Source organism: Terrabacter sp. 2TAF16, assembly GCF_052115065.1.
Classification (GTDB): Bacteria; Actinomycetota; Actinomycetes; order Actinomycetales; family Dermatophilaceae; genus Terrabacter.
Genome location: NZ_JBFRFZ010000005.1, coordinates 144,261 through 168,916 on the forward strand (window position 1 = coordinate 144,261; position 24,656 = coordinate 168,916).

The 24,656-nt window shown below is 72.3% G+C and carries 22 protein-coding genes and 1 riboswitch; of the genes, 9 read left to right on the top strand and 13 right to left on the bottom strand.

Features of this window, described 5'->3' with window-relative positions:
• Nucleotides 1–15: 15 nt before the first annotated feature.
• Entirely contained in the window at nt 16–2,673 is a 2,658-nt protein-coding gene (locus tag AB4Z14_RS07915) for a DUF4118 domain-containing protein (protein WP_442274728.1), read from the top strand.
• Nucleotides 2,670–3,347, top strand: coding sequence for a response regulator transcription factor (locus tag AB4Z14_RS07920; protein WP_442274729.1), 678 nt, complete (start codon nt 2,670–2,672; stop codon nt 3,345–3,347). The genes AB4Z14_RS07915 and AB4Z14_RS07920 overlap by 4 nt, the downstream gene beginning before the upstream one ends.
• Before the next feature lie 50 nt (nt 3,348–3,397).
• Here AB4Z14_RS07920 and AB4Z14_RS07925 read toward each other — a convergent pair whose 3' ends face one another.
• Nucleotides 3,398–6,328, bottom strand: a complete 2,931-nt coding sequence (locus AB4Z14_RS07925) for a DNA translocase FtsK 4TM domain-containing protein (protein WP_442274730.1) — start codon at nt 6,326–6,328, stop codon at nt 3,398–3,400.
• Nucleotides 6,329–6,529: 201 nt separating this feature from the next.
• Nucleotides 6,530–6,655: riboswitch (SAM riboswitch) on the top strand.
• A gap of 36 nt (nt 6,656–6,691) precedes the next feature.
• Here AB4Z14_RS07925 and AB4Z14_RS07930 point away from each other — a divergent pair.
• Entirely contained in the window at nt 6,692–8,089 is a 1,398-nt protein-coding gene (locus AB4Z14_RS07930; protein ID WP_442274731.1) for an aminotransferase class V-fold PLP-dependent enzyme, read from the top strand.
• Nucleotides 8,090–8,167: 78 nt separating this feature from the next.
• On the opposite strand, the gene AB4Z14_RS07935 is transcribed toward AB4Z14_RS07930, so the two are convergent.
• From AB4Z14_RS07935 to AB4Z14_RS07955, 5 genes are all read right to left on the bottom strand, one after another.
• The gene (locus tag AB4Z14_RS07935; RefSeq protein ID WP_442274732.1) at nt 8,168–9,247 is read right to left on the bottom strand and encodes an endonuclease/exonuclease/phosphatase family protein; all 1,080 of its coding nucleotides are present in this window, start codon (nt 9,245–9,247) and stop codon (nt 8,168–8,170) included.
• Between the two features lies 1 nt (nt 9,248).
• Complete coding sequence (locus tag AB4Z14_RS07940) at nt 9,249–10,934, bottom strand: ribonuclease J (RefSeq protein WP_442274733.1); 1,686 nt, start codon at nt 10,932–10,934, stop codon at nt 9,249–9,251.
• Nucleotides 10,935–11,000: 66 nt separating this feature from the next.
• Complete coding sequence (dapA, locus tag AB4Z14_RS07945; RefSeq protein WP_442274734.1) at nt 11,001–11,912, bottom strand: 4-hydroxy-tetrahydrodipicolinate synthase; 912 nt, start codon at nt 11,910–11,912, stop codon at nt 11,001–11,003.
• 316 nt (nt 11,913–12,228) lie between these two features.
• Nucleotides 12,229–12,708 (bottom strand): dihydrofolate reductase, encoded by a 480-nt coding sequence (locus tag AB4Z14_RS07950; RefSeq protein WP_442274735.1) that lies wholly within the window; start codon nt 12,706–12,708, stop codon nt 12,229–12,231.
• 28 nt (nt 12,709–12,736) lie between these two features.
• On the bottom strand, nt 12,737–13,552 hold the full coding sequence (locus tag AB4Z14_RS07955) for a thymidylate synthase (RefSeq protein ID WP_442274736.1): 816 nt from the start codon (nt 13,550–13,552) through the stop codon (nt 12,737–12,739).
• A 191-nt stretch (nt 13,553–13,743) separates the two neighbouring features.
• On the opposite strand from AB4Z14_RS07955, the gene AB4Z14_RS07960 reads away from it, so the two are divergent.
• Nucleotides 13,744–14,694, top strand: coding sequence for a type IV toxin-antitoxin system AbiEi family antitoxin domain-containing protein (locus tag AB4Z14_RS07960; RefSeq protein ID WP_442274737.1), 951 nt, complete (start codon nt 13,744–13,746; stop codon nt 14,692–14,694).
• An 89-nt stretch (nt 14,695–14,783) separates the two neighbouring features.
• Here the strand turns inward: AB4Z14_RS07960 and paaE are convergent, their stop codons facing one another.
• Genes paaE through paaA form a run of 5 tightly spaced genes read right to left on the bottom strand, consistent with a single transcriptional unit; the run spans nt 14,784 to nt 18,776 of the window.
• Nucleotides 14,784–15,944 (bottom strand): 1,2-phenylacetyl-CoA epoxidase subunit PaaE, encoded by a 1,161-nt coding sequence (gene paaE / locus AB4Z14_RS07965; RefSeq protein ID WP_442274738.1) that lies wholly within the window; start codon nt 15,942–15,944, stop codon nt 14,784–14,786.
• The gene (gene paaD, locus AB4Z14_RS07970) at nt 15,945–16,454 is read right to left on the bottom strand and encodes a 1,2-phenylacetyl-CoA epoxidase subunit PaaD (protein ID WP_442274879.1); all 510 of its coding nucleotides are present in this window, start codon (nt 16,452–16,454) and stop codon (nt 15,945–15,947) included. It lies immediately after the preceding gene.
• Nucleotides 16,451–17,374, bottom strand: a complete 924-nt coding sequence (gene paaC, locus AB4Z14_RS07975) for a 1,2-phenylacetyl-CoA epoxidase subunit PaaC (RefSeq protein WP_442274739.1) — start codon at nt 17,372–17,374, stop codon at nt 16,451–16,453. Before paaC ends, paaD begins: the two co-directional genes overlap by 4 nt.
• Entirely contained in the window at nt 17,371–17,712 is a 342-nt protein-coding gene (gene paaB, locus AB4Z14_RS07980) for a 1,2-phenylacetyl-CoA epoxidase subunit PaaB (RefSeq protein WP_056780265.1), read from the bottom strand. The genes paaC and paaB overlap by 4 nt, the downstream gene beginning before the upstream one ends.
• Nucleotides 17,709–18,776, bottom strand: a complete 1,068-nt coding sequence (gene paaA, locus AB4Z14_RS07985; protein ID WP_442274740.1) for a 1,2-phenylacetyl-CoA epoxidase subunit PaaA — start codon at nt 18,774–18,776, stop codon at nt 17,709–17,711. Before paaA ends, paaB begins: the two co-directional genes overlap by 4 nt.
• A 92-nt stretch (nt 18,777–18,868) precedes the next feature.
• Between paaA and AB4Z14_RS07990 the strand changes: the two genes are divergently transcribed.
• From AB4Z14_RS07990 to AB4Z14_RS08005, 4 genes are read left to right on the top strand one after another with little or no spacing between them, the layout of a single operon-like run.
• A complete protein-coding gene (locus AB4Z14_RS07990; RefSeq protein WP_442274741.1) occupies nt 18,869–19,651 on the top strand; it encodes a GNAT family N-acetyltransferase in 783 nt (260 codons plus the stop codon).
• Nucleotides 19,648–20,337 (top strand): AzlC family ABC transporter permease, encoded by a 690-nt coding sequence (locus tag AB4Z14_RS07995; RefSeq protein ID WP_442274742.1) that lies wholly within the window; start codon nt 19,648–19,650, stop codon nt 20,335–20,337. Before AB4Z14_RS07990 ends, AB4Z14_RS07995 begins: the two co-directional genes overlap by 4 nt.
• Nucleotides 20,334–20,648 (top strand): AzlD domain-containing protein, encoded by a 315-nt coding sequence (locus AB4Z14_RS08000; protein ID WP_442274743.1) that lies wholly within the window; start codon nt 20,334–20,336, stop codon nt 20,646–20,648. Before AB4Z14_RS07995 ends, AB4Z14_RS08000 begins: the two co-directional genes overlap by 4 nt.
• Nucleotides 20,649–20,651: 3 nt before the next feature.
• Nucleotides 20,652–21,047, top strand: a complete 396-nt coding sequence (locus AB4Z14_RS08005; RefSeq protein WP_442274744.1) for an MmcQ/YjbR family DNA-binding protein — start codon at nt 20,652–20,654, stop codon at nt 21,045–21,047.
• A 74-nt stretch (nt 21,048–21,121) separates the two neighbouring features.
• On the opposite strand, the gene trhO is transcribed toward AB4Z14_RS08005, so the two are convergent.
• Nucleotides 21,122–21,985, bottom strand: coding sequence for an oxygen-dependent tRNA uridine(34) hydroxylase TrhO (trhO, locus tag AB4Z14_RS08010; RefSeq protein WP_442274745.1), 864 nt, complete (start codon nt 21,983–21,985; stop codon nt 21,122–21,124).
• Nucleotides 21,986–22,011: 26 nt separating this feature from the next.
• On the bottom strand, nt 22,012–22,800 hold the full coding sequence (dapB, locus tag AB4Z14_RS08015; protein WP_442274746.1) for a 4-hydroxy-tetrahydrodipicolinate reductase: 789 nt from the start codon (nt 22,798–22,800) through the stop codon (nt 22,012–22,014).
• A 126-nt stretch (nt 22,801–22,926) separates the two neighbouring features.
• On the opposite strand from dapB, the gene AB4Z14_RS08020 reads away from it, so the two are divergent.
• Complete coding sequence (locus AB4Z14_RS08020; protein WP_442274747.1) at nt 22,927–24,522, top strand: FG-GAP-like repeat-containing protein; 1,596 nt, start codon at nt 22,927–22,929, stop codon at nt 24,520–24,522.
• Nucleotides 24,523–24,656 lie beyond the last annotated feature (134 nt).

The window sequence follows — 24,656 nt, forward strand, 5'->3', positions numbered from 1 at the left end:
TGAGAGGATCAGCGCATGGGTCGAGGGTCGCTTCGGATCTACCTCGGGGCCGCGCCCGGAGTCGGCAAGACGGTCGCGATGCTCGACGAGGCGCACCGGCGCCTCTCGCGGGGCACGGACGTCGTCGTCGGCTACGTCGAGACGCACGGGCGGTCCCACACGGCGGCCATGCTCGAGGGCCTCGAGGTCCTCCCTCGTCGCACGGTCGAGTACCGCGGCAACCGGCTCACCGAGCTCGACGTCGCCGCGGTCCTCGCCCGACACCCTCACGTGGTCCTCGTCGACGAGCTCGCCCACACCAACGTCCCCGGCTCGGGCGCCCCGTCGGGCGGCGGGGCCGGGGACGCGTCGCGTGACGGGCACGAGAAGCGCTGGCAGGACGTCGAGGAGATCCTCGAGGCCGGCATCGACGTCATCTCGACCGTCAACATCCAGCACCTCGAGTCGCTCAACGACGTCGTCGAGTCGATCACGGGCATCCGACAGCAGGAGACCGTCCCCGACGAGGTCGTACGCCGGGCCGACCAGGTGGAGCTCGTGGACATGTCACCCGAGGCGCTGCGCCGTCGGATGGCGCACGGAAACATCTACGGACCCGACAAGGTCGATGCCGCCCTCGCCAACTACTTCCGGACGGGGAACCTCTCCGCGTTGCGCGAGATCGCGCTGCTGTGGCTCGCGGACCGGGTCGACGAGGCGCTCGAACGCTACCGGGCCGACCAGGGCATCAGCGAGCAGTGGCCCACTCGCGAGCGCGTCGTCGTGGCCCTGACCGGCGGCGCCGGCAGCGAGACGCTGCTCCGGCGAGGTGCCCGCCTCGCCACCCGCGCGGCCGGCGGTGACCTCATCGCCTGTCACGTCCGGTCGTCCGAGGGCCTCACGTCGACCGACCCTGCCGTGCTGGTTCGGCTGCGGCAACTGGCTCGCGACCTCGGGGCGGAGTTCCAGGACGTCTCCGGCCAGGACGTCGCAGAGGCGATCCTCGACCACGCCCGCGGCGTCAACGCGACGCAGATCGTCGTCGGCGTCAGCCGGCGAGGCCGGTGGCAGCAGATCCTGCGTCCGAGCATCGCCTCCGAGGTGGCCGACGGCTCGGGCGACATCGACGTCCACCTGGTCCCTCACGAGGGGTCGAAGGTCGCCAGCCGTCGCCGGAACGCCACTGGCCTGCCCGCCCGCCGGGTCGTCGGCGGGATGCTGTTCGCCGTCGTCGCCCTCGTCGGGCTGACCGCCGTGCTCGTCGCCACCCGGGAGGGGCACACGCTCTCGCTCGACCTGCTCCTCTACCTCGCGCTGACCGTCGTGTGCGCCCTCGTGGGTGGCATCTGGCCGGCGCTCTTCTGCGCCGTCGTCGGCTCGCTCGTCGTCAACTGGTTCTTCACCGAGCCACGGGGCACGCTCACCATCAGTGACCCACCCAACGCCTTGGCTCTCGCCGTCTTCGTGCTCGTGGCCATGGCGGTCTCGTCGGTCGTCAACGTCGCAGCCCGGCGCACCGAGCAGGCGGTCTCGGCCGAGCGCGAGTCGTCGGCGCTCGCCGCGATGAGCCGCGACCTGCTCGCCGAGCCGCGACCCCTGCCGGCCCTGCTCGACCGGGCGCGCGACGACCTCGGCATGCGCGCTGCCGTGCTCACCGAGTCGCACCCGGACCAGCCGTCGACCGTCGTCGCCTCGACCGACCCCCACCTGCCCGCAGGCACCGTGCTCCCGGCCGGCGCCGTGTGGGCTCTGGACATCACCGTCGACGACGGTGTCCACCTGCTGCTCGACGGACCGCCCGTGGCGGCCGAGGACCAGCGCGTCGTCAACGCGTACGCCACCCACGCCGCGATCCTGCACGGACGCGAGCAGCTCGTCCGGGCCGCGCGCGAGGCCGCCGGGCTCGCCCGCGACAACGCCGCGCGCACGACTCTGCTCGCCGCCGTCTCGCACGATCTGCGCACGCCCCTCGCGAGCATCAAGGCGGGGGTCTCCACGCTGCGCCAGTCCGGTCTCGACCTGACGGCCGACGACGAGGCAGAGCTGCTCGAGTCGATCGAGGAGAGCGCGGACCGCCTCGACGCCCTCATCGGCAACCTCCTCGACCTGTCCCGGCTCGAGACCGGTGCCGTGCGCGCGCACCACCACTCGATCGACCTGCTCGACGCCGTCGTGTCGACGGTGCGCACCACCTCCGCCCCCCAGCGCGTCGACGTCGACCTCGAGCCGGACCTCCCCCTCGTGCGGACCGACCTGGGACTGCTCGACCGCGTGCTCGCCAACGTCGTCGAGAACGCCCTGAGGCACAGCGGCGACGCAGAGGTGCGCCTCACGGCAGGCCGGATCGGAGCCACCGTGCAGCTGCGGGTCATCGACCGCGGACCGGGCGTGTCCGATGCCGACAAGGAGCGCATCTTCGCTGCGTTCCAGCGGGCCGGGGACGCCCCGCAGGGCGACGGCCTCGGCCTCGGCCTGGCTGTGGCTCGGGGACTGATGACCGTGCTGGGCGGCTCGCTCGTGCCGGAGGACACCCCGGGCGGTGGCCTCACGATGGTCGTCGAGCTGCCGCTCACCCCGCCGGTCCCCTCGGGTCGAGGTGATGGCGGCACCGACGTGGCTGACAGCATCACCTCGACCGAGGCTGCTGGGCCTGCCGGGCCTGCCGGGCCTGCCGAGACGAAGGAGGACGCGTGACCCGAGTGCTCGTCGTCGACGACGACCCGCGGCTTCAGCGCACCCTGACGATCGCGCTGCGGGCCCACGGCAACGAGGTCGTCACGGCCGCCGACGGTCGCACCGCGGTCCAGTCGGTGCTCGAGGACGCACCCGACGTCGTCATCCTCGACCTCGGACTGCCCGACCTCGACGGCACCGAGGTGCTGCGCCGCATCCGCGCCGCGTCGGTCGTCCCGGTCATCGTCCTGTCGGCACGTCACGAGTCCGACGACAAGATCGAGGCGCTCGACCTCGGCGCGGACGACTACGTCACGAAGCCCTTCGGTGTCGAGGAGCTGCTCGCTCGGGTGCGCGCGGCCGTGCGCCGCGGCGGCGACCTCGGCCGGCACCTCGGGCCGGTCGCGACCGACCACTTCGTCCTCGACTTCGCCGAGCGGAGGGCGACCGTCGAGGGCGAGGACGTCCGTCTCACGCCGACCGAGTGGCGGGTGCTCGAGGCGCTGTGCCGCGAGCCCGGTCACCTCGTCCAGCAGCAGGACCTGCTCAGAGCCGTCTGGGGCCCTTCGTACGGGCGCGAGTCGAACTACCTGCGCGTCTACGCCAACCAGCTGCGCCGCAAGCTCGAGCCCGACCCGGCGAACCCGCGCCACCTCGTCACCGAACCCGGTCTCGGCTACCGCTTCAACCCCTGAACCGCGGTGGGGTCGGGGCTCTCGGCCTCAGGGTGTCGGGCCCTCGGGGGTCAGTAGCGCTCTCGACCGCCGCGGTCGGTGAGGTTCCAGGCATCCTCGGACTCCTCGTCGTCCTCGTCGACCGTGCGCGTCATGTCGCCGGGCGTCCACCGCGCCGTCGGGACCGCGGTCGTCTCGTCCTCGTGGGCACGCTGCTCACCGCGCTCGGCGACGAGCGAGGCCGTGCGCTGCGGCGCGACCTCATCGTCGGGCTCCTCGGCGTAGCCGGCCGACACGTCCGGGGGCTCCACGTCGACGGGCGGGGCGGCGTACGGCTCGGCGGGCTCGACGATGTCGGCGAAGTCGTCGTCGACGGGCTCGTTGGGGTGCGGCACGTCCTCGCCGCGCAGCAGCGCGAGCGTCTGCTCGAGGTCGTCCGGGCGCACGAGCACGTCGCGGGCCTTGGAGCCCTCGCTCGGGCCGACGACGCCGCGCGACTCGAGCAGGTCCATGAGCCGTCCGGCCTTGGCGAAGCCGACGCGCAGCTTGCGCTGGAGCATCGACGTCGAGCCGAACTGGGTCGTGACGACGAGCTCGGTGGCCTGGAGCAGCACGTCGAGGTCGTCGCCGATGTCGTCGTCGATCTGCTTCTTGGGCGCCGCGACGGTGACGTTCTCGACGTAGTTGGGCTTGAGCTGGGTCGTGACGAACTTGACGACCTCGTGGATCTCGGACTCGTTGACCCACGCGCCCTGGACACGCATCGGCTTGCTCGCGCCCATCGGCAGGAAGAGCGCGTCACCCTGGCCGATGAGCTTCTCGGCGCCGGGCTGGTCGAGCACGACGCGGGAGTCCGCGAGCGAGGACGTCGCGAACGCCATGCGCGAGGGGACGTTGGCCTTGATGAGGCCCGTGACGACGTCGACCGACGGACGCTGCGTCGCGAGGACGAGGTGGATGCCGGCGGCACGGGCGAGCTGGGTGATGCGCACGACCGACTCCTCGACGTCGCGCGGGGCGACCATCATGAGGTCGGCGAGCTCGTCGACGACGACGAGGAGGTAGGGGTAGGTCGTGATCTGGCGCTCCGAGCCTGGCAGCGGCTTGACCTTGCCGGCGCGGACCGCCTTGTTGAAGTCGTCGACGTGCTTGAAGCCGAACGCCGCGAGGTCGTCGTAGCGCTGGTCCATCTCCTTGACGACCCACGCGAGGGCCTCGGCGGCCTTCTTGGGGTTGGTGATGATCGGCGTGATGAGGTGCGGGATGCCTTCGTAGGCCGTCAGCTCGACGCGCTTCGGGTCGACGAGGATCATCCGGACCTCCTCGGGCGTCGAGCGCATGAGGATCGAGGTGATCATCGAGTTGACGAAGCTCGACTTGCCCGAGCCGGTGGCGCCCGCGACGAGCAGGTGCGGCATCTTCGCGAGGTTGGCGATGACGTAGGCGCCCTCGACGTCCTTGCCGACACCCATGACCATCGGGTGCTCGTTGGTGCGGGCCGTGTTGCTGCGCAGCACGTCGCCGAGGGACACGTTCTCGCGGTCGAGGTTCGGGATCTCGATGCCGATCGCGGACTTGCCCGGGATGGGGCTGAGGATGCGCACGTCGGCCGAGGCGACGGCATACGCGATGTTCTTGGAGAGGGCGGTGACGCGCTCGACCTTGGTGCCCGAGCCGAGCTCGACCTCGTAGCGCGTGACCGTCGGGCCGCGGGTGAACCCCGTGACGGCGGCGTCGATGTCGAACTGGTCGAAGACGTTGGTCAGCGACTCGACGACGCGGTCGTTGGTCTCGCTGCGCGTCTTGTGCGGCGGCCCCGGCGTCAGCATCGCGTGGTCGGGCAGCTGGTAGGTGATGTCGCCGCCGAGACTGAGCTGCTCGACGCGAGCCGGCAGGTCGGACATGGGCGGCGGGATGAGCTCGGCCTTGGGTCCGACCTTGCTCGTGTCGGGCGCCCCGAGCGTCTTGGGGTCGGTGGCGTCGATGACCTTCTCGACCCCCTTCTCGCCGCCGGGACGCGGGGCGAGCAGACCGGGAGGGGTCGGGCGCTTCTCGCCCGGTCGCAGCTGCGTGGTCGCCTCGTCCTCGAGGGCCTTCTGCGCGGCCTGGCGGAACGCCTCGTCGCCGTCGCGGTCGGCGAGGTCGACGGCCTTGCGGCGCGCGCGCTTCACCGCTGCGGCAGGGGCGTCGAGAGCCTCGTCGGGCTGCTCGTCGACGTGGTCGCGGTCGATGACGAGGGCGCGCAGCTGGCGCAGGCGGGTCGGGATCATGTTGACCGGCGTCGCCGTGATGACGAGCAGGCCGAAGAGACCGAGCAGGACGAGCAGGACGAGCGCCCCGTAGGTCGAGACGGCCGCCGCGAGCGGGCTCGAGGCGAGGAAGCCGAGGATGCCGCCGGCGGCACGCATGCCGTCGGCGCCGTCGGGCGGGTTGGGGATGCCGTCGGCAAGGTGCGACAGACCGCACGCGGCGAAGGTCAGGGCGATGGTGCCGACGACGACGCGGTTGGTCGCGGCGTCGTCCTGGGGGGCGCGCAGCATGCGCAGGCCGAGGGCGAGCAGCACGAGCGGGACGGCGTAGGCGACGCGGCCGAAGGTGCCGGCGAAGACGGCGTGCACCACCTGGCCGAAGGTGCCGGAGACGCCCCACCACTCACGGGCGGCGACGACGACGGCGAGCGCGATGAGCGCGAAGCCGATGCCGTCGCGGCGGTGCTCCGGCTCGAGGTCGGCGGCACTGTGGCCGACGCGGCGCACCGCTCCCCCCGCCATGTGCGAGACGCCCATCCACGTGTTGCGCATCGCGCCGAGCGGGAAGGGGAGGCCTCCGCCCCGCGTCTTGGACGCGGTCTTGGCGGCGGGCTTGCGGGCCGCGGGCTTGCGCTGCGCGGGCCGGCCGCCCCGGGCTGCCGGAGGGCGTGACGAGGCGCTGCCCGCGGACCCCTTGGCACGGGTGGCCGCGGCGGAGCTCGAGCGCTGGTTGGTGGACGGACGTGACGCCATGCTCGCACCGTACGTCAACGCACCGCTGAACTCACGCGTCACACGCGCAACAGGGCTGACCAGTCGGACGCGGCCGCCGTATGCCGTGGCCGCGCCCGCCGTCGTCCCGCGAGGGCCCCGGCGGGGTCGGCGTCTCAGATCGCGACACCCGGGGACCGGGCGGTGGACAGCCGGCGACCGACCCCTTTATCGTCGGGCGCAGGTCATGAGTGCCAGTGACAAGCCCCGGCTCGCTGGCCAGCAACCCTCCTCCGCGGTGGGGTGCTCCGGGTGACGACCAGGCCATCCTCGGTCTGAACGTGTGATCGAGGTCGGCAAGCGCGGACCTGCACCGGGTGGGTCCCATGACCCAGGAGCACTCCCATGTCGGTCCTTCCCTCGACGCACCCAGCGGCCTCCCTCTGTGGCGGCTCCCCCGCACCCGTCGTGCGCACCCGCGCCCTGCACGTCGTGCCCGAGGCGCGCACGCTGCCCACCGTCGTCGGCGCGGGACTGCGCGTGCCCACGCTCCACGGCGACACGGCATACGCCAACCTCGACCACGCGGCCTCGACGCCGGCGCTCGAGACGGTCCAGGCCGCGGTCGACCGCGCGCTCGAGACCTACTCGTCCGTGCACCGCGGCGCCGGGTTCGCCTCGCGGCTGACGAGCGCGTGGTACGAGCAGGCCCGCGCCGAGGTCGCCGCCTTCGTCGGCGCGCGTGAGGGCGACTCCGTCATCTTCACCCGGACGACGACCGACTCGTGGGCCCTGCTGAGCAAGGCGCTGCCGAGCCGCACGACGGTCTTCGTCTTCGGCACCGAGCACCACTCGACCTTGCTGCCCTGGGGCCGCTTCCGCACCGTGCGCCTCCCCGTCCCGCAGACCGTCGAGGACGCGCACGCCCTGCTCGAGGAGGCGCTGACCGACCACCCGTCGCGCCACCGCCTCGTCGTCGTCGCGGCCGCCTCGAACGTGACGGGAGAGGTCTGGCCGGTCGAGCGCTTCGCCACCCTGGCGCACGAGCACGGCGCCCGGATCGCCGTCGACGCGGCCCAGCTCTCGGCGCACCGCACCATCGACCTCGCCGCGTGGGACGCCGACTACGTCGCGTTCTCGGGGCACAAGACGTACGCCCCCTACGGCGCGGGCGTCCTCGCCGGGCGCTCCGACTGGCTCGACGCCGGCAACCCCTACCTGCTCGGTGGCGGCGCGACGCGCTCGGTGACCGAGGACGGCACCACGTGGGCGACCGGGCCGGCGCGCCACGAGGGCGGCAGCCCCAACGTCATCGGCGCCATCGCCCTCGCCGCGGCCTGCTCGACGATCCGCCGGCACCGCGAGGCCATCGAGGAGCACGAGACCCGCCTCCTCGAGCGGCTCCGCGCCGGACTCGACGACGTCGCGGGCGTCGAGGTCCTGTCGATCTTCGGTGACGACAGCGACCGGGTCGGCGTCGTCGCCTTCACCATGGACGGCTGGGACTCCTCGCTCGTCTCGCAGGTCCTCTCCGTCGAGCACGGCATCGGCGTGCGGGACGGCAAGTTCTGCGCCCACCTGCTCGTCGACGAGCTCCTCGAGGACCCGTGGGGCGAGCGTTCCGCCACCGCGGTCCGCGCCAGCATCGGCCTCGGCAGCACGCTCGAGGGCGTCGAGCGTCTCGTCGCGGCCGTCGCGGGGCTCGTCGAGCACGGCACCGACGCGGAGTGGACGCTCACCGAGACCGGATGGGCGCTCGAGGGCACCGACCCGCGCGACGTCGAGGTCGAGCGACCCTGGTGAGCGCGGGCGTACGCCGCTGAGCAGGTCCGTGCGCCGGTGCGCCGGCGCGGTCGGTGCGCTCGAACGCTCAGGGTCGGGTCAGCGCGCCGGCAGGGCGTAGCTCGCCCAGACCGCGGCGTGGTCGGCCCGGTTGAGAGCCACCTGCCCGGCCTCGACGACCGTGAGGCCGCGGCTCAGCAGGTGGTCGAGCTGGACGAAGGCCGGAAGCCGGTTGCCCGCGAAGGGCCAGGTGCGCACCCAGCCCTGCCCGTCGGTGCGCTGCGCGTCGTCGAGGCCCGCGGCGAGGTCGCGGAAGCCGGGGTGGCCGAAGCCGGCGTTGAAGTCGCCGGCCATGACGAGGAGCTCGTCGCCGTCGAGACGCTGCTTCCACGACTGGAGCGCCCGCAGGCCCGCGCGCCACTCGACGGTGTCACCGCGCAAGGGCGCCGTGGGATGGGCGACCTTGAGACGCACCGTGCCGTTGGGCACGGTCACGTCGACCTCGGGCTGGACGCTCCGGGTGCCCTCGAGCGCCGGGTCGGTGCCGAGGCTGCGCACCGAGAGCGGGTAGCGCGACAGGACCATCGTCCCCGTGTAGGTGCTGGCCCGGGCGACGCCCTCCCGCTGGCTGAAGTAGTCGGCTGCCCCTTCGGCGTCGAGTCGCCGCAGGATCGCGGGTGTCGCCTCGGTGAGCACGAGGACGTCGACGGAGTGGAAGCGCACGGCATCCATGAGCTGGCCGGCGTTGGCCGCCCCGATCCAGACGTTGGCCGACATGACCGTGAGGTCTCGGTCGGCCGTCGGCGAGGAGGTGGCTCGGAAGGCCGGCGCGGCGACCGTCGCCGCCACGACGAGCGCGGCGACGACGGGGACGAGCATCCACCACCGCCGCAGCACGAGCGTCGCCACGGCGAGCAGGCCCAGGCCGATGACGACGAAGGGCCCTGCCGTCTGGAGCACGACGACGACGTATGCCGTCGAGTCGTACCAGCGCAGCGCCCCGACGGCGACGAGCCCGAGCAGGACGACGCCGATGACGACGTCGACCCAGCGCCCGCGGGGACGACGTCCGGCCGGCTCCCACGTCGACGACTCGGCGGGCTCCCCCGGAGGACCGGAGGGACCGTCGTGGCCGTCGTCGCTGTCGAGGTGCCCCCGGGCGGCCTCCTGCACCGTCACGTCAGGCCTGCAGCACGACCGGGATGATCATCGGCCGGCGGCGGATCTTGCCACCGACCCACGAGCCGACCGCGCGCCGGATGACCTGCTGGAGCTGCTGGTCGTCGCGGACACCCTTGGCGACGGCCTCCTCGATGGCCCGCTCGACCTTGGGGATGACCTGCTGGAAGATCTCGTCGTCCTCGACGAACCCGCGGGCCGTGATCTCCGGGCCGCTCGCGATCTTGCCGGTGGCCGCGTCGAGCACGACGACGCAGGTGATGAAACCCTCGTCGCGCAGGATCCGCCGGTCCTTGAGCAGCGCCTCGTCGGCGCCGCCCACGCTGCTGCCGTCGACGTAGACGTAGCCGCACTCGACGACACCGGTCACCTCGGCGACCCCGTTGACGAGATCGACGACGACGCCGTCCTCGGCGAGCACGACGTTGTCCTCGTGGACGCCGGAGGCGATGGCGAGCTGGGCGTTGGCATACATGTGCCGCCACTCGCCGTGCACGGGAAGGACGTTGCGCGGCTTGACGATGTTGTAGCAGTAGAGCAGCTCGCCCGCGCTGGCGTGGCCCGAGACGTGCACCTTGGCATTGCCCTTGTGCACGACGTTGGCGCCGAGGCGCATGAGGCCGTTGATGATGCGGTAGACGGCGTTCTCGTTGCCGGGGATGAGGCTGCTCGCGAGCAGCACCGTGTCGCCGGGGCCGACGTCGATGCGGTGCTCGCGGTTCGCCATCCGCGAGAGGGCCGCCATCGGCTCACCCTGGGAGCCGGTGCAGATGAGGACGAGCTCGTCGTCACGCAGGCTGTCGATCTTCTTGATGTCGATGAGGATGCCGTCGGGCACCCGGAGGTAGCCGAGCTCGGCGGCGATGCCCATGTTGCGCACCATCGAGCGCCCCACCATGGCGACCTTGCGGCCGGCCTTCTCCGCGGCGTCGAGCACCTGCTGCACGCGGTGCACGTGGCTGCTGAAGCAGGCGACGATGACGCGGCGCTGGGCGTGGCGGAAGACCTTGTCGATGGCCGGAGCGATCTCGAGCTCGGGCGTCGTGAAGCCGGGGACGTCGGCGTTCGTCGAGTCGGTGAGGAAGAGGTCGACGCCCTCCTCGCCGAGCCGGGCGAAGGCACGCAGGTCGGTGAGGCGGCCGTCGAGCGGCAGCTGGTCCATCTTGAAGTCGCCGGTGTGCAGCAGCGTGCCGGCCTCGGTGCGCACGAAGACGGCGAGCGCGTCGGGGATCGAGTGGTTGACCGCGACGAACTCGAGGTCGAAGACGCCGAGCTTCTCGCGCTGGCCCTCCTTGACGGCCATGGAGTACGGACGGATCCGGTGCTCCTTGAGCTTGGCCTCGACGAGCGCCAGGGTCAGGGTCGAGCCGATGATCGGGATGTCGCCCTTGAGCTTGAGCAGGTACGGCACGGCGCCGATGTGGTCCTCGTGGCCGTGCGTGAGGACGATGGCCTCGATGTCGTCGAGCCGGTCGGCGATGTAGGTGAAGTCCGGCAGGATGAGGTCGACTCCGGGGTGGTGGTCCTCGGGGAAGAGCACGCCGCAGTCGATGACGAGCAGCTTGCCCTTCGTCTCCAGCACGGCCATGTTGCGGCCGACCTCGCCGAGCCCTCCGAGCGCGACGACCCTCAGGCCGTTGTCGGGGAGGGCGGGCGGCATGGTCAGCTCGGGGTGGGGGTGGCTCACAGGTGTCCTGTCATTCGGTGGTGCTACCGGGCCGTCGGGGGCTCCGGTCGGAGGTCAGCGGGGCGGTCATCCGACCGCCGGGTGGGCCGCGGTGGCGGCGAGAGCGGCGAGAGCGGCCCGGACGAGGGCGGTCTGCGCCTCGTCGGCGGGCACGAGCGGCAGCCGCACGGCCGTCGACTCGATGATGCCCTGCTCGGCGAGGCCGGCCTTGGCCATGATGGCGCCCTGGGTGACGTTCATGACGGCGTTGACGATCGGGGTGAGGCGTCGGTGCACGGCTCGGGCGTCGTCCCAGCGCCCGTCGACGACGGCGTCGGCCATCTCCCGGTAGGCCGCCGGGGCCACCTGGGACGTGACGCCGACGAAGCCGACGGCGCCGTTGACGAAGTGGCCGAGGTTCATGGCGTCGTCGCCGGAGTACCAGTCGAGGCCCGTCTCCTGCATCATCTCGCTCGCGAACCAGAGGTCGCCGCGGGCATCCTTCACGGCGGCGATGCGGTCGTGCTCGGCGATGCGCAGGTAGGTCTCGCGCGCGATGGCGATGCCCGAGCGGCCGGGGATGTCGTAGACCATGACGGGCAGGTCGCTCGCGTCGGCGAGGGCCGTGAAGTGGGCGACGAGTCCCGCCTGCGGGGGCTTGTTGTAGTACGGCGTCACGGCGAGCACGGCGTCGGCGCCGGCCTTCTGCGCGTGGCGCACCGCCTCGACGCTCTTGGCGGTGTCGTTGCTGCCGGCGCCCGCGATGACGACGCAGCGGTCGCCGACGGCCTCGATGACGGCGCGGAGCAGCTCGTCCTTCTCGTCGGACGAGGTGGTGGGCGACTCGCCGGTCGTGCCCGAGACGACGAGGCCGTCGTGACCGGCGTCGACGAGGTGGGCCGCGACCCGCTGCGCGGCGTCGAGGTCGATCGAGCCATCGGGCCGCATGGGCGTGACCATCGCCGAGAGAACACGTCCGAGGGCGGGTGCGTCAGCCATGAGGCCAAGGTTAGCGCCCGGGCCCTCGCTCACGACGCCACGCCCACCCGCGCGCCCGCCACCGCACTCGGATGTTTCGCGCGCTCCGGCTGCGAGCGCGCGATCGTCGCGTCCAGCGCGCCAGGTTTCACGCGCCGCGGCGGCAAATCGCGCGCTCAAGGCACGAGCGCGCGAAACATGGACCGGGGGACGCAGAAGGCGAGGCACTACTCGCTCGGGGGTCCGAGTAGTGCCTCGCCACCTCCTATATCGGCGCGTTCGCCCGGGCGTTACAGCCCGATCCGGGCTTTCTTTCCGAGAGATCGCGTATGCCGTGTCAGCCCCGCCGCTCGTAGGTGACCCAGGCGAAGCCGGGTTGCTCGTCGCGGGCGGTCTCGGTCCAGACGGCCGGGTCGATGGCCGGGAAGGTGACCGAGCCCTCCGGGGACTGGTCGACGTCCGTCACGAGGAGGCGGACGGCATACGCCATCGCCTGTCGGTAGATCTCTCCCCCGCCGACGACGAAGACCTGCTCGGCCTCGGCCACGAGCGCGAGCGCCTCGGGGAGGGAGTGCGCGACCTCGACGCCGGGTGCGCTCCAGTCGCGCTGGCGGGTGACGACGACGCTGCGCCGGCCGGGGAGCGCGCCCATCGAGTCGAACGTGCGGCGACCCATGACCATCGGGTGGCCCATCGTCGTGCGCTTGAAGAACTTGAGGTCCTCGGACAGGTGCCACGGCATCGTCAGCCCGTCACCGATGACGCCGTTGCGTCCGACGGCGGCGATCATCGTCACGTTCGGCAGCGCGGTGGTCATGGCGCCAAGGCTCCCAGACTCGGGCCGCTCAGACGGCGATGGGGGCCCTGATGCCCGGATCGGCGACGTAGTCGACGAGCTCGAAGTCGTCGAGGTCGAAGTCGTCGATGGTCGTCTTGCCCGGCGTGATGTGCATCGTCGGGAGCGGGTGCGGAGTGCGGGTCAGCTGCAGGCGGGCCTGGTCGAGGTGGTTGAGGTAGAGATGTGCGTCGCCGAGCGTGTGCACGAACTCCCCCGGCTCGAGGTCGGTCAGCTGGGCGACCATCTGCGTCAGCAGGGCGTAGCTCGCGATGTTGAACGGCACGCCGAGGAAGATGTCGGCGCTGCGCTGGTAGAGCTGGCACGAGAGGCGCCGGCGGCCGTCGGGTCCGGGCGGCGAGACGTAGAACTGGAACATCGTGTGGCACGGCGGCAGGGCCATGTCGTCGACGTCGGCGACGTTCCAGGCCGAGACGATGAGGCGGCGGCTGTCGGGGTTGGTGCGGATCTGCTCGATGACCTTGGCGATCTGGTCGACGCGGCGGCCGTCGGGCGTGGGCCACGACCGCCACTGGTAGCCGTAGATCGGGCCGAGGTCGCCCGTCGCGGGGTCGGCCCACTCGTCCCAGATCGAGATCCCGCGCTCCTGGAGCCAGCGCACGTTGGTGTCGCCGCGCAGGAACCACAGCAGCTCGCCGATGATCGAGCGCAGGTGTAGCTTCTTCGTCGTCATGGCCGGGAAGCCGTCGGCGAGGTCGAAGCGCATCTGGTGGCCGAACACGCTGAGCGTGCCCGTGCCCGTCCGGTCGGACTTCTCCTGACCGTGGGTCAGGACGTGGTCGAGGAGATCGAGGTACTGCCGCACGATCCGCAGCCTAACCCGCAGGCCCTGCAGCGGCCGGACGCCGTGCCGCCGGCCGCTGTCCGAGCGCGCTCGTGTGCAGGAGGCGCCCCGCGCAGGGCGGCCGGCGCACACGAAGCCGTTGCCTGTGGGGCGTCGGCTGAGGCTGTGGATGGGCTACCCGCCGGAGGCTCCTGCGCCGACAGGCTCTTGTCATGGATCCTCTGCTCGCGGCGCGCATCCGGGGACAGTCGGGCCTCGTGACGCGCGAACAGGCTCTGGCGGCGGGACTGACCGAGAAGGCGATCCGCTGGCGGGTCAGCTCGGGTCGGTGGACCGTGGTTCACCCGCGCGTGTTCCTCACCGAGCCAGGCCGGTCTGGTTGGGACCTGAGGGCCGTCGCCGCCCTGCTGCACGTGGGTCGGCCGGCGGCGCTGCACGGCCCCAGCGCGGGCCATGCCTGGACGATGCTCAACCGCCCGGACGACCCGATCGAGGTCGTCGTGCCGCTCGGGCGGTCGGGACGCGCGCGCGACGGGATCACGATCGTGCGGAGCCGCCACTTCGACGAACGTCTGGACCCCACTGCGTGGCCCCATCGGGTCACGGCCGCGCACACCGTCTTCGACCTCTGCGCCGGCCAGACTCTCGATCGTTCGGTGGCCGTGATGGCCAAGGCGCAACAGCTGCGCCTCTGCACACCGGAGCAGCTCCTCCGTGCCCTAGCGGCACGGCCACGGCAGCCGCGGCGGAGGATGTTGCTCGAGGCCCTGGGTGAGGTCCGAGACGGCGTCGAGAGTGCAGCGGAGTATCGCTACGTCCGCGATGTCGAGCGTGCGCACCGGCTCCCCGTCGGACGGCGGCAGGCACCCGCTCCCGGACAACGACACCGGGACAGCGCCTACGACGAGGTAAAGGTCGTCGTGGAGGTGGACGGCCGGCTCGGGCACGAGGGCTGGGCCGCCCAGTCCGTCGACCGGCGGCGCGACCTCGACGGCGCGGTCGCGGGCTGGCTGACCGTGCGGCCCACTTGGCTTGAGGTCGCTCACGCACCGTGCGGGCTCGCAGCCGACCTCGACGCGATCTTCAGGGACAGGGGGTGGGCCGGCAGGGCCGAGCCCTGCCACCTCCCAGCCTGCCTCGTCATCCGGCAGAGGGTCAGATGACGGTCGCCAGCCGGACTCCGTGTGCAGATGCAGCCCCCAGGGGGCATCGAATGCACACGGACCTGCGCCGGCAGGCGACCCCGCCGCGGTCAGGCGTCGTAGTCGAGGCTGACCTCGTCGGTGACCGGGTGGCTCTGGCAGGCGAGCACGATGCCGGCTGCCACCTCCTCGGGTTCGAGCGCGTAGTTGCGGTCCATCCAGACCTCGCCCGAGACCAGACGGGCACGACAGGTGCCGCACACGCCGCCCGTGCACGAGTAGGGCGCGTCGGGCCGGGCGCGCAGGGTCGCGTCGAGGATCGTCTCCTCGCGGCTCGGCATCGGGATGACCGTCGTGCGGCCGTCGAGGTTCACCGTGACCGTGGCCTCGGGCGGTGCGCCGGCGTCGACGACGACCTTGCGCCTCGGCTCCGTGCCGTCGTCGACGTGGAAGATCTCGTGGTGGATGTGCCGCGGGTCGACGCCGCGCCCGGTGAGCAGCCCCTCGGCGCCGGTGACCATGCCGAACGGACCGCAGAGGTACCACTCGTCGACGGACCCGACCGGCAACAGCGTGCCGAAGATCGCCTCGAGCCGCTCGCTGTCGAGCCGCCCGTGGAAGAGCTCGACGTCCTGGGCCTCCCGGGACAGGACGTTGACGAGGTGGAAGCGCCCCGGGAAGCGGTTCTTGAGGTCCTCGAGCTCCTCGAGGAACATGATCGAGCTGGTGCGCCGGTTGCCGAAGAGCAGCGTCGCGCGCGACCCGGGCTCCTCCTCCAGCGCCGTGGTCAGCAGCGAGATGACGGGCGTGATGCCCGAGCCGGCCGCGATCGCGACGTGATGGCGTATGCCGTCCGGCCGGGTCGGGCAGGTGAACGACCCCTGCGGGGTCATGACCTCGACGACGGCGCCGCGCGAGACGCCGTCGTTGAGCCAGTTCGACATGCGACCCTCGGGCACGCGCGCGGCCGCGACCCGCAGGCTGCGTCCGGCCGGGTCGGCCCGGCGTGACTGGCAGATCGAGTAGGACTGGCGCACGTCCTCACCGCGGATCTCGGCGCGGAGCGTCAGGTGCTGGCCGGGCTCGAAGACGAACTCGTCGACGAGGTCCTCGGGCACGGCGAAGGTGACCGCGACGGCCTCGTCGGTGAGGCGCTCGACCGACGAGACGGTCAGTGGGTGGAAGCGCGCGCGGTGTCGGGCGCTCGTGGCCTGGACAGGGGCCGTGTCCGCGGCGGGATCGGCTGCGGTCGGGGTGGAGACGTCGGTCATTCAGATGGCCTTGAACTCGTCGAAGGGCTCGAGGCACGCGTTGCAGCGGCGCAAGGCCTTGCACGCGGTCGAGCCGAAGTGGGCGATCTCGGTCGTGTCGGCGGAGCCGCAGCGGGGGCAGGCGACGACGTGGCGGCTCAGGGTCACGGACACGGGACCGTGCGGCTCCGCCACCGGCACCGCGCCGGGGGGCGCGATCCCGAAGCGCAGCAGTGCCGCTCGCCCTTCGTCGCTCATCCAGTCGGTCGTCCACGCCGGCGACAGCTGCGTGCGGACGTCGGCGGCATACCCCTGACGTGCGGCCTCGAAGACGATGCGTGACGCGATCGCCTCCATGGCGGGGCACCCGCTGTAGGTCGGGGTGATCGTCACGGCGACGGTGTGCGCCTGCTCGTCGACGTCGACGTCTCGCAGGATGCCGAGGTCGGCGATGCTGATGACGGGCACCTCGGGGTCCGGGATGCGCGAGATCGCCTCTGCGACAGCGGACTCCACGGCCACGGCGGTCACCACGTCGCGCCGGGATGCGACCGTGCGATGTGTTGCATCTCGGCCAGGAGCGAGCCCATGGGACGCGAGTGGATGCCGGCGCGACCTCCGCGCGAGCGCCACCGCGAGCCGTCGGGCAGCGTCAGGGTCCCCTGCTCGACGACGCGCGCGACCCGGGCCACGACGGCGTCATGGAGGGTCGAGGGCAGCACGCCGACCTCGAGGTCGGCCGCGAGCACCGAGGCCTCGTCGTCGTCGAAGAGCTCGGCGAGGTGCGGCAGCACGCGCTCGAGCGCCGCCTGCATGCGTCGGTGGGACTCTGCGGTGCCGTCGCCGAGGCGCACGACCCAGAGCGAGGCGTGGTCGAGGTGGTAGCGCACCTCCTTGAGGGCCTTGCCCGCGACGCCCGCCACGACGTCGTCGCCCGAGCCGGTCAGGGCCGTGTGCAGCTCGACCTGGTAGGCGGAGAACCAGAGCAGCCGGGCCATCTCGTCGGCGAAGTCACCACGCTCCTGCTCGACGAGGTGGACGTTGTGCCACTCCCGCTCGTCGCGCTGCATGGCGTAGTCGTCCTCGCCGCGACCGGTGCCGTCGATGGAGCCGATGTAGGGGTAGAGCCCACGCGCCTGGCCGAGGAGGTCGAGCGCGATGTTCCCGAGCGCCATGTCCTCCTCGATCTGCGGCGCGTTCGTCATCCACTCGCCGAGGCGCTGGGCGTAGACCATGGCGTCGTCGGCGAGCCCGAGGAGGTAGGCGGCATACGGCTTGGCCCCGGGGGCGGCGCCGGTGTTCTCGGCGGCGCCGGGCAGGGACTCACGCTGCGCGGACTCCGAGGCAGAGGTCGCGGCGCCGGTGACCGGCTCGGTGACCGGCTCGGTGACCGGCTCGGTGACCGGCGTGGTGCCGGTGTCGGTCGAGGGCGAGCTGGCTGAGGTGCTCACAGGTACTCGACATCCTCGGGCACGTCGTAGAAGGTCGGGTGCCGGTAGATCTTGTCGCCGGCCGGGTCGAAGAAGGAGTCCTTCTCGGACGGGCTGCTCGCGGTGACGTCGTCGGCCTTGACGACCCAGATCGAGACACCCTCCTGGCGGCGCGTGTAGACGTCGCGGGCGTTGCGCAGCGCGAGCTCGGCGTCGGGCGCGTGGAGCGAGCCGACGTGCACGTGCGACAGTCCGCGCTTGCCGCGCACGAACACCTCCCAGAGGGGCCAGCTGCGCTCCCCCTGGGCAGGCTCGGACGGGGCCCCGGCACCGGTGGTCGGGGTGGTGGCTCCGCTCACGCGGCACTCTCCTTCTGCTGCTGCTCCCGCTCGCGGGCGGCCTGCTTGGTGGCGTACGCGTTGGCGGCCTCGCGCACCCAGGCGCCCTCGTCGTGGGCCCGGCGGCGGTGCTCGATGCGCTCGGCGTTGCACGGGCCGTCGCCGCGCAGCACCTGCCAGAACTCGTCCCAGTCGATCTCGCCGAAGTCCCAGTGGCCGCGCTCCTCGTTCCAGCGCAGGTCGGGGTCGGGCAGGGTGAGGCCGAGCTTTTGGGCCTGCGGGACGGTCATGTCGACGAACTTCTGGCGGAGGTCGTCGTTGCTGAACCGCTTGATGCCCCAGGCCATCGACTGCTCGGTGTGGCCACCCTTCGCAGCCTCACCGGTGTCGGGCGGACCGAACATCGCGAGCGCCGGCCACCACCAGCGGTCGGCGGCGTCCTGGGCCATCGCCTTCTGGGACTCGGTGCCGCGCATGAGGTTCCAGAGGATCTCGAAGCCCTGCCGCTGGTGGAAGGACTCCTCCTTGCACACGCGGATCATGGCGCGGGCGTACGGGCCGTAGGAGCACCGGCACAGCGGCACCTGGTTCATGATCGCCGCACCGTCGACGAGCCAGCCGATGGCGCCGCAGTCGGCCCACGTCAGCGTCGGGTAGTTGAAGATCGAGGAGTACTTCTGCTTGCCGTCGTGGAGCCGCTCGAGCAGCTCCTGCCGGTCGATGCCGAGCGTCTCGGCCGCGGAGTAGAGGTAGAGCCCGTGGCCGGCCTCGTCCTGGACCTTGGCGATGAGGATGGCCTTGCGGCGCAGCGACGGGGCGCGCGTGATCCAGTTGCCCTCGGGCTGCATGCCGATGATCTCGGAGTGCGCGTGCTGGGCGATCTGGCGGATCAGCGTCTCGCGGTACTCGTCGGGCATGGCGTCGCGCGGCTCGATGCGCTGGTCGGCGGCGAGCAGGGCGTCGAAGTCGTCACCGACCGCGTCCCGACCGTCCCGCTGGTCGTCGTGCTCGGCCGCCGCGTCGTAGGCGGCGGTCTCGGCCGCGTTCAGCGGTTCGTTCGGGTCGATGACGTCATTGCCATACATGAGTCCAGTATGCGAGATGCAACCGAGGGCGTCCAAAGCCGGGGTGCACCGGGGTGGACAACGGGCGCGTCCACGCCTGAGAGGATGCCGGGGTGGCACACGAGGACGCGAACGCACATCAGCACGGGCACGACCACGGACCCGACGACGGACACGACCACGGACCCGACGACGGACACGACCACCCGCACGACCACGCGCACGACCGCGGACCCGTCGCCGACGCGTCGGTCCGGGTCGCTCGCGGCTCCGACGCCCCTGCGGTGGGCCTCGTGCAGGCCGTCGTGTTCCGGGAGGCGTATGCCGCCGCGCTCGCTCCCGAGGTGCTCGCCACCTTCGAGCCCCGGGCGTTCGCGAACGCCTGGCGTGCCACGCTCGAGGGCGAGCGGTCCGGGGACGGCGTGCTGCTCGTGGCGTGTGCGGGCGAGCAGGTCGTCGGCTTCGCCGCCGTCGGCGCGTCCGACGACGCCGACACCGATGCCGGCACCGCCGAGCTGATCGTGCTCGGGGTCCACCCCGACGCACGTCGTCAGGGGCACGGCTCGCGCCTGCTGCACGCGGTCGTCGACACGGCTCGCGCTCGTGGCCGCTCCGCGCTCGCCGCGTGGCTGCTCGCCTCGGACGACGCGACCCGCGGGTTCCTCACCGCTGCCGGGATGGTGGCCGACGGGGCGCACCGCCAGCGCGTCGTCTCACCGGACGGCGACACGGCCGGTGAGGTCCGCCTGTCCGCGCTCCTCGCCGACGACTCCGACGCCGCCGACGCCTCCGACGCCGCCGACGCCGCCCCCCCGACCGCCGAGGACTCCGCAGCAACCGCCGCCGACGACACCGCACCGGCCGCCGACGACGGCAGGGCCACGGAGGGCCCGTGACCGCGACGGCCGACCCGGGCGCACGACGGGACGTCGTGCGCCAGAGCCTGTCGGTCGGGGTCGCCACCGGCGCCTACGGCATCAGCTTCGGCGCCCTCGCCGTCGCGGCCGGACTCGACACGTGGCAGGCGATGGCGCTCTCCCTGCTGATGTTCACCGGCGGCTCACAGTTCGCCTTCGTCGGCATCATCGCGAACGGTCTCCACGCCGCACCCGCGGCGATTGCTGCCTCGTCGATGCTCGGCATCCGCAACGGCCTCTACGCCCTCGAGCTGACGCACCTGCTCGGTGTCCGTGGCACCCGCCGGGTGGCGGCCGCGCACCTGACCATCGACGAGTCGACCGCGGTCGCCGTCGCCCAGGACGACGAACGCACGTCGCGGTTGGGCTTCTGGCTCACCGGCCTCACCGTCTTCGCCCTCTGGAACCTCAGCACGTTCGCCGGGGCACTCGTCGGCGGGCGGGTCGGCGACCCACGCACGTACGGCCTCGACGCCGCCGCTTGTGCCGCCTTCACCGCCCTGCTCTGGCCGCGGCTGCGGGACCGCGACGCGGTCGCCATCGCGGTCGTCGGCGCCGTCGTGGCGGTGCTGCTGTCGCCGACGGTGCCACCCGGCATACCCGTCGTGGCGGCAGCCGCGGCCTCGCTGCTGGCGTGGCGCACCCCGAGGAGGGAGCAGGCGTGAGCCTCTGGACCGCCGTCCTCGTCGCGGCCGCGATCGCCTTCGGGCTCAAGCTCGCCGGGCACCTCGTGCCCGCGCACCTGCTCGACGCGCCGCGGGTCCGGCGGATCACGGCCGCCCTGCCGATCGCGCTGCTCGCCGCCCTCGTCGCGACGCAGGCGTTCACCCGTTCCGACGGGTCGTTCGTCCTCGATGCACGTGCGGCCGCCGTGGGGATCGCCGTCGTCGCGCTCCTGCTGCGCGCGCCGTTCATCGTCGTCGTCGTGCTCGGCGCCGCCACCGCCGCCCTCCTGCGCGCCCTCGGCTGGGCCTGACCCGTGGCCGACGCGGACGACGTACGACGACTGGCCCTCGCGCTGCCCGGCGTCGAGGAGATCGCCAGCTCGGGCTTCGACTTCCGGGTGGGCGGGCACGGCTTCGTCTGGTCCTATCCCGAGCGCGTCCCCGGACAGCGTCGCGTCATCCGCACCGACGTCGCCGTGCTCTACGTCGGCGACGAGGCCGAGAAGCAGGCCCTCGCCCTCGGCGAGCCGGACCTCTTCTTCACGACGCCCGCCTACGACGGCTCTCCGCTCGTCATGGTCCGGCTTGAGCGCGTGGACACCGATCGGCTCGACGAGCTCGTGACGGACGCGTGGCGCATGCGAGCACCCTCGGACCTGGTCGCCGAGGCCGACCTCGGCACTGACGACACGGGCCAGCAGAACGCCTGATCCGCGGCCGGGCGCAGCAGCCCCCGCACGGCGGTGCCGGGACCGGCCGGGGTGGTGTGTGTCCCGCGGGACGCTCAGGCGTGCGCGTCGCAGACCGGCTGGAGCGGACGACCCGGCAGGTCCTCGCGGTTGTGCATCCGGCTCGTCGGCGTCCCGCAGACGTGGCACGCGGCGAGGTGGACGGCCTCATCGCTGAACCCGACGCTCATCCGCTCGTCGAAGACGTAGAGGTGGCCCTCCCAGAGCCCGCGGTCACCGCGCTCCTCGCCGTAGCGCACGATCCCGCCGTCGAGCTGGTAGACCTCCTCGAACCCCCGCGAGCGCATGAGGCTCGTCAGCACCTCGCAGCGGATGCCGCCCGTGCAGTAGGTGACGACCGGGCGGCCCTTGAGCTCGTCCCACCGGCCGGCGTCGAGCTCGCGCACGAAGTCGCTCGTGTGGCGGATGTCGGGCACGACGGCTCCACGGAAGCGACCCACCTCTGCCTCCACGGCGTTGCGCCCGTCGAAGAGCACGACCTCGTCGCCGCGCTCGGCCACGAGGGCGTCGAGCTCGGCCGGGCGCAGCCGAGTGCCTCCCCCGACGACGCCCTGCTCGTCGACGACGACGTCGTCGGGCACGCCGAACGACACGATCTCATCGCGCGCCTTGACGACGAGCCGCGGGAAGTCGAGGCTGCGGCCCTCGGCATCGAGCCCCGTGCCGTCGCTCCACCGGACGTCGACGTCGTGGAAGGGCGCGTACTCCCTCGTCTTGCGGACGTACGTCTTGAGCACGGTGACGTCGCCCCCCACCGTCGCGTTGATCCCGTGGCGCGAGAGCAGGATCCGCCCGCGCAGGCCGAGTCCCTCGCAGAGGTCGCGCTGCCAGAGGCGGAGCGCGTCGGGGTCGGCGAGCGGCCGGAACGCGTAGAAGAGGACGACCTTGGGAATGGCCACGTCGGTCTCGTCGGCTGCGCGGCGGCTCAGTCGAGACCGAGGTAGTGCTCGAGCCCGACCGTCAGGCCGGGGTGGTCGGCGACCGCGCGCACCGCTGCGATGACGCCCGGCATGAAGCTGCCGCGGTCGAAGGAGTCGTGTCGCAGCGTCAGCATCTCCCCCGCGTTGCCGAGCAGCACCTCCTGGTGCGCCGTGAGACCGCGCAGCCGCACGGAGTGCACGGGTATGCCGTCCACCCGGGCGCCGCGGGCACCGTCGGGATCATGGGTCGTCGCGTCGGGCACCGGCGAGCAGCCGGCCTCGGACCGCGCCCGACCGATCATCGCTGCGGTGCGCGCGGCGGTGCCGGACGGCGCATCGACCTTCGCCGGGTGGTGCAGCTCGATGACCTCGACGGACTCGAAGAAGGGAGCAGCCTTGGCGGCGAACGACATCATGAGCAGCGCGCCGATGGCGAAGTTCGGCGCGATGAGGACGCCGACCCCGGCACCCGACGATGCCGGGGGTGCGTCGGCGAGCTGGCCGCGGAGCGCCTCGAGACGTGCCTCGTCCCAGCCGGTCGTGCCGACGACGACGTGGACGCCTCGCTCGACGCAGTGGGCGACGTTGGCGGGTGAGGCCGCCGGGACGGTCAGCTCGATGGCGACCTCGGCCCCACCGAGGTCACCGAGGTCGTCACCCGAGCCGTAGGCACCGACGAGGGTCAGACCGGCGGCGCCCTCGACGGCACGCACCGCCTCCGACCCCATCCGGCCGCCCGCACCGATGACGGCGACCTTGGTGTCGCGGGACGGCTGGCCTGTCGTGTCGCTCACGCGGCCAGCCTAACGAGCCCACGGAGGCGCGCGACGCGGCACACGGCATACGGACTCGTGCGTCACGAAGCCGTGCTGGGAGTCGGCTGTGCGGCGCACACTGGAAGGGATCGAGGAAGTGGTCGCATGTCCGTCCGTCCGCGCAGCATCACCGTCGTGGGCCGGCTCCGTCGCCTGGCCCTGGCCCCTCTCGCGGCCATCGGGCTCATCATCGGTCTCCTCGTGGCGCCCAGCGCCCAGGCAGCGGTCCTCCTCGGGCACGACATCTCGTGGCCGCAGTGCCCCTCGACGTTCCCGCCGACGTCCACGCAGTTCCTCGTCATCGGCCTGACGAACGGCCTGCCGTTCACCCAGAACCCTTGCGTCGCAACGCAAGCCACCTGGGCAAGGGACCATGTGAAGCCGACCCACACATACACCATGGCGGGCTTCCCGACGGCCGCGCAGCTGACGACCTACGGCGGCAGCGGCCCGTGGTCGTCCTCGACGCGCGCCGGGCGCCTCAGCAACGTCGGCTACGCCGAGGCGACGTATGCCGTCGCGACCGTGCACCACGTGCCCGGCTGGGCACCGCGGATGGTCTGGGTCGACGTCGAGCCGAGGGCCGCCCAGCCCTGGCCAACGTCCACGACCGTGCAGCGCCTCGAGAACCGCTACGTCGTCGAGGGCATCATGCGTGGTCTGCGGGCCGCGGGCTTCTCCTACGGCGTCTACTCCAACGCCTCGGGGTGGCAGTCGATCACGGGCTCGTGGTGGCTGCCCGGCGTCCCCGTGTGGGCGACGGCCGGCACCCTCGACCACCCGACCGAGGCGCTCGACCGGTGCACCCAGCCGAGCTTCTCGGGCGGCAAGGTCTACCTCGCCCAGTGGTGGGACGCCACGTGGGACTACGACCGCACGTGCGACCCGTATGCCTTCACACGCCTCCCGGTGGCGCCGGCGTCACTGTCGGGTGGCACCGGTGACTTCAACGGCGACTGGAACAACGACGTGCTGGCGCGCTGGACCGCGACCGCGGCTCTCAAGCTCTACGCCGGCACGGGCACGGGGAGCCTGGGCCTCGGCGCCCAGGTCGGCACCGGCTGGGGCGGCATGTCCGCGCTGGAGACCCCGGGCGACCTCAGCGGGGACGGCGCGCAGGACGTGCTCGCCCGGGAGACGTCGACCGGCGACCTCTGGACGTACAAGGGCAACGGGTCGGGCGGTTGGCGTCTCCCCCGCGTGCGCATCGGGACCGGCTGGCAGGTGATGAACGCCATCGTCGGGGTCGGTGACCTCACCGGCGACGGCCGGATGGACATCGTGGCCCGGCGGGCCACGACCGGCGAGCTCTACCTCTACCCCGGCACCGGTAGCAGCGGTTGGAAGGCTCGGTCGAGCCTCGGCACCGGCTGGAACCGCTACAACGTCCTCGTCGGTCCGGGTGACCTCACCGGCGACGGCCGACCCGACCTTCTGGCCCGGGAGCCGTCGACCGGCATCCTCTGGCTCGTACCCGGGGCCGGCGCCGGCACGCTGGGCACCCGCGTGCGGGCCGGCACGGGCTGGAACGGCATGACGGCGATCATGAGCCCCGGTGACCTGAACGGCGACCGTGTGCCCGACGTCCTGGCCCGCGACACGAGCGGGCGGCTGTGGCTCTACCCGCGGACCGCCGCGGGTGGCTGGAGCCCGCGCGTGCTCGTCAGCACCGGCTGGAACATCGTCAACGCGATCTTCTGACCCAACGGGTCAACCGACAGGACGCTGCGCTCCGGACCGGGGCTCTTGACCCCGACCGGCGCGTGCATCCTGTTGCTCGACCCATCGCGGAGACGACGGAGCGGCCCGCCACCCCTTGAGGGGTGACGGGCCGC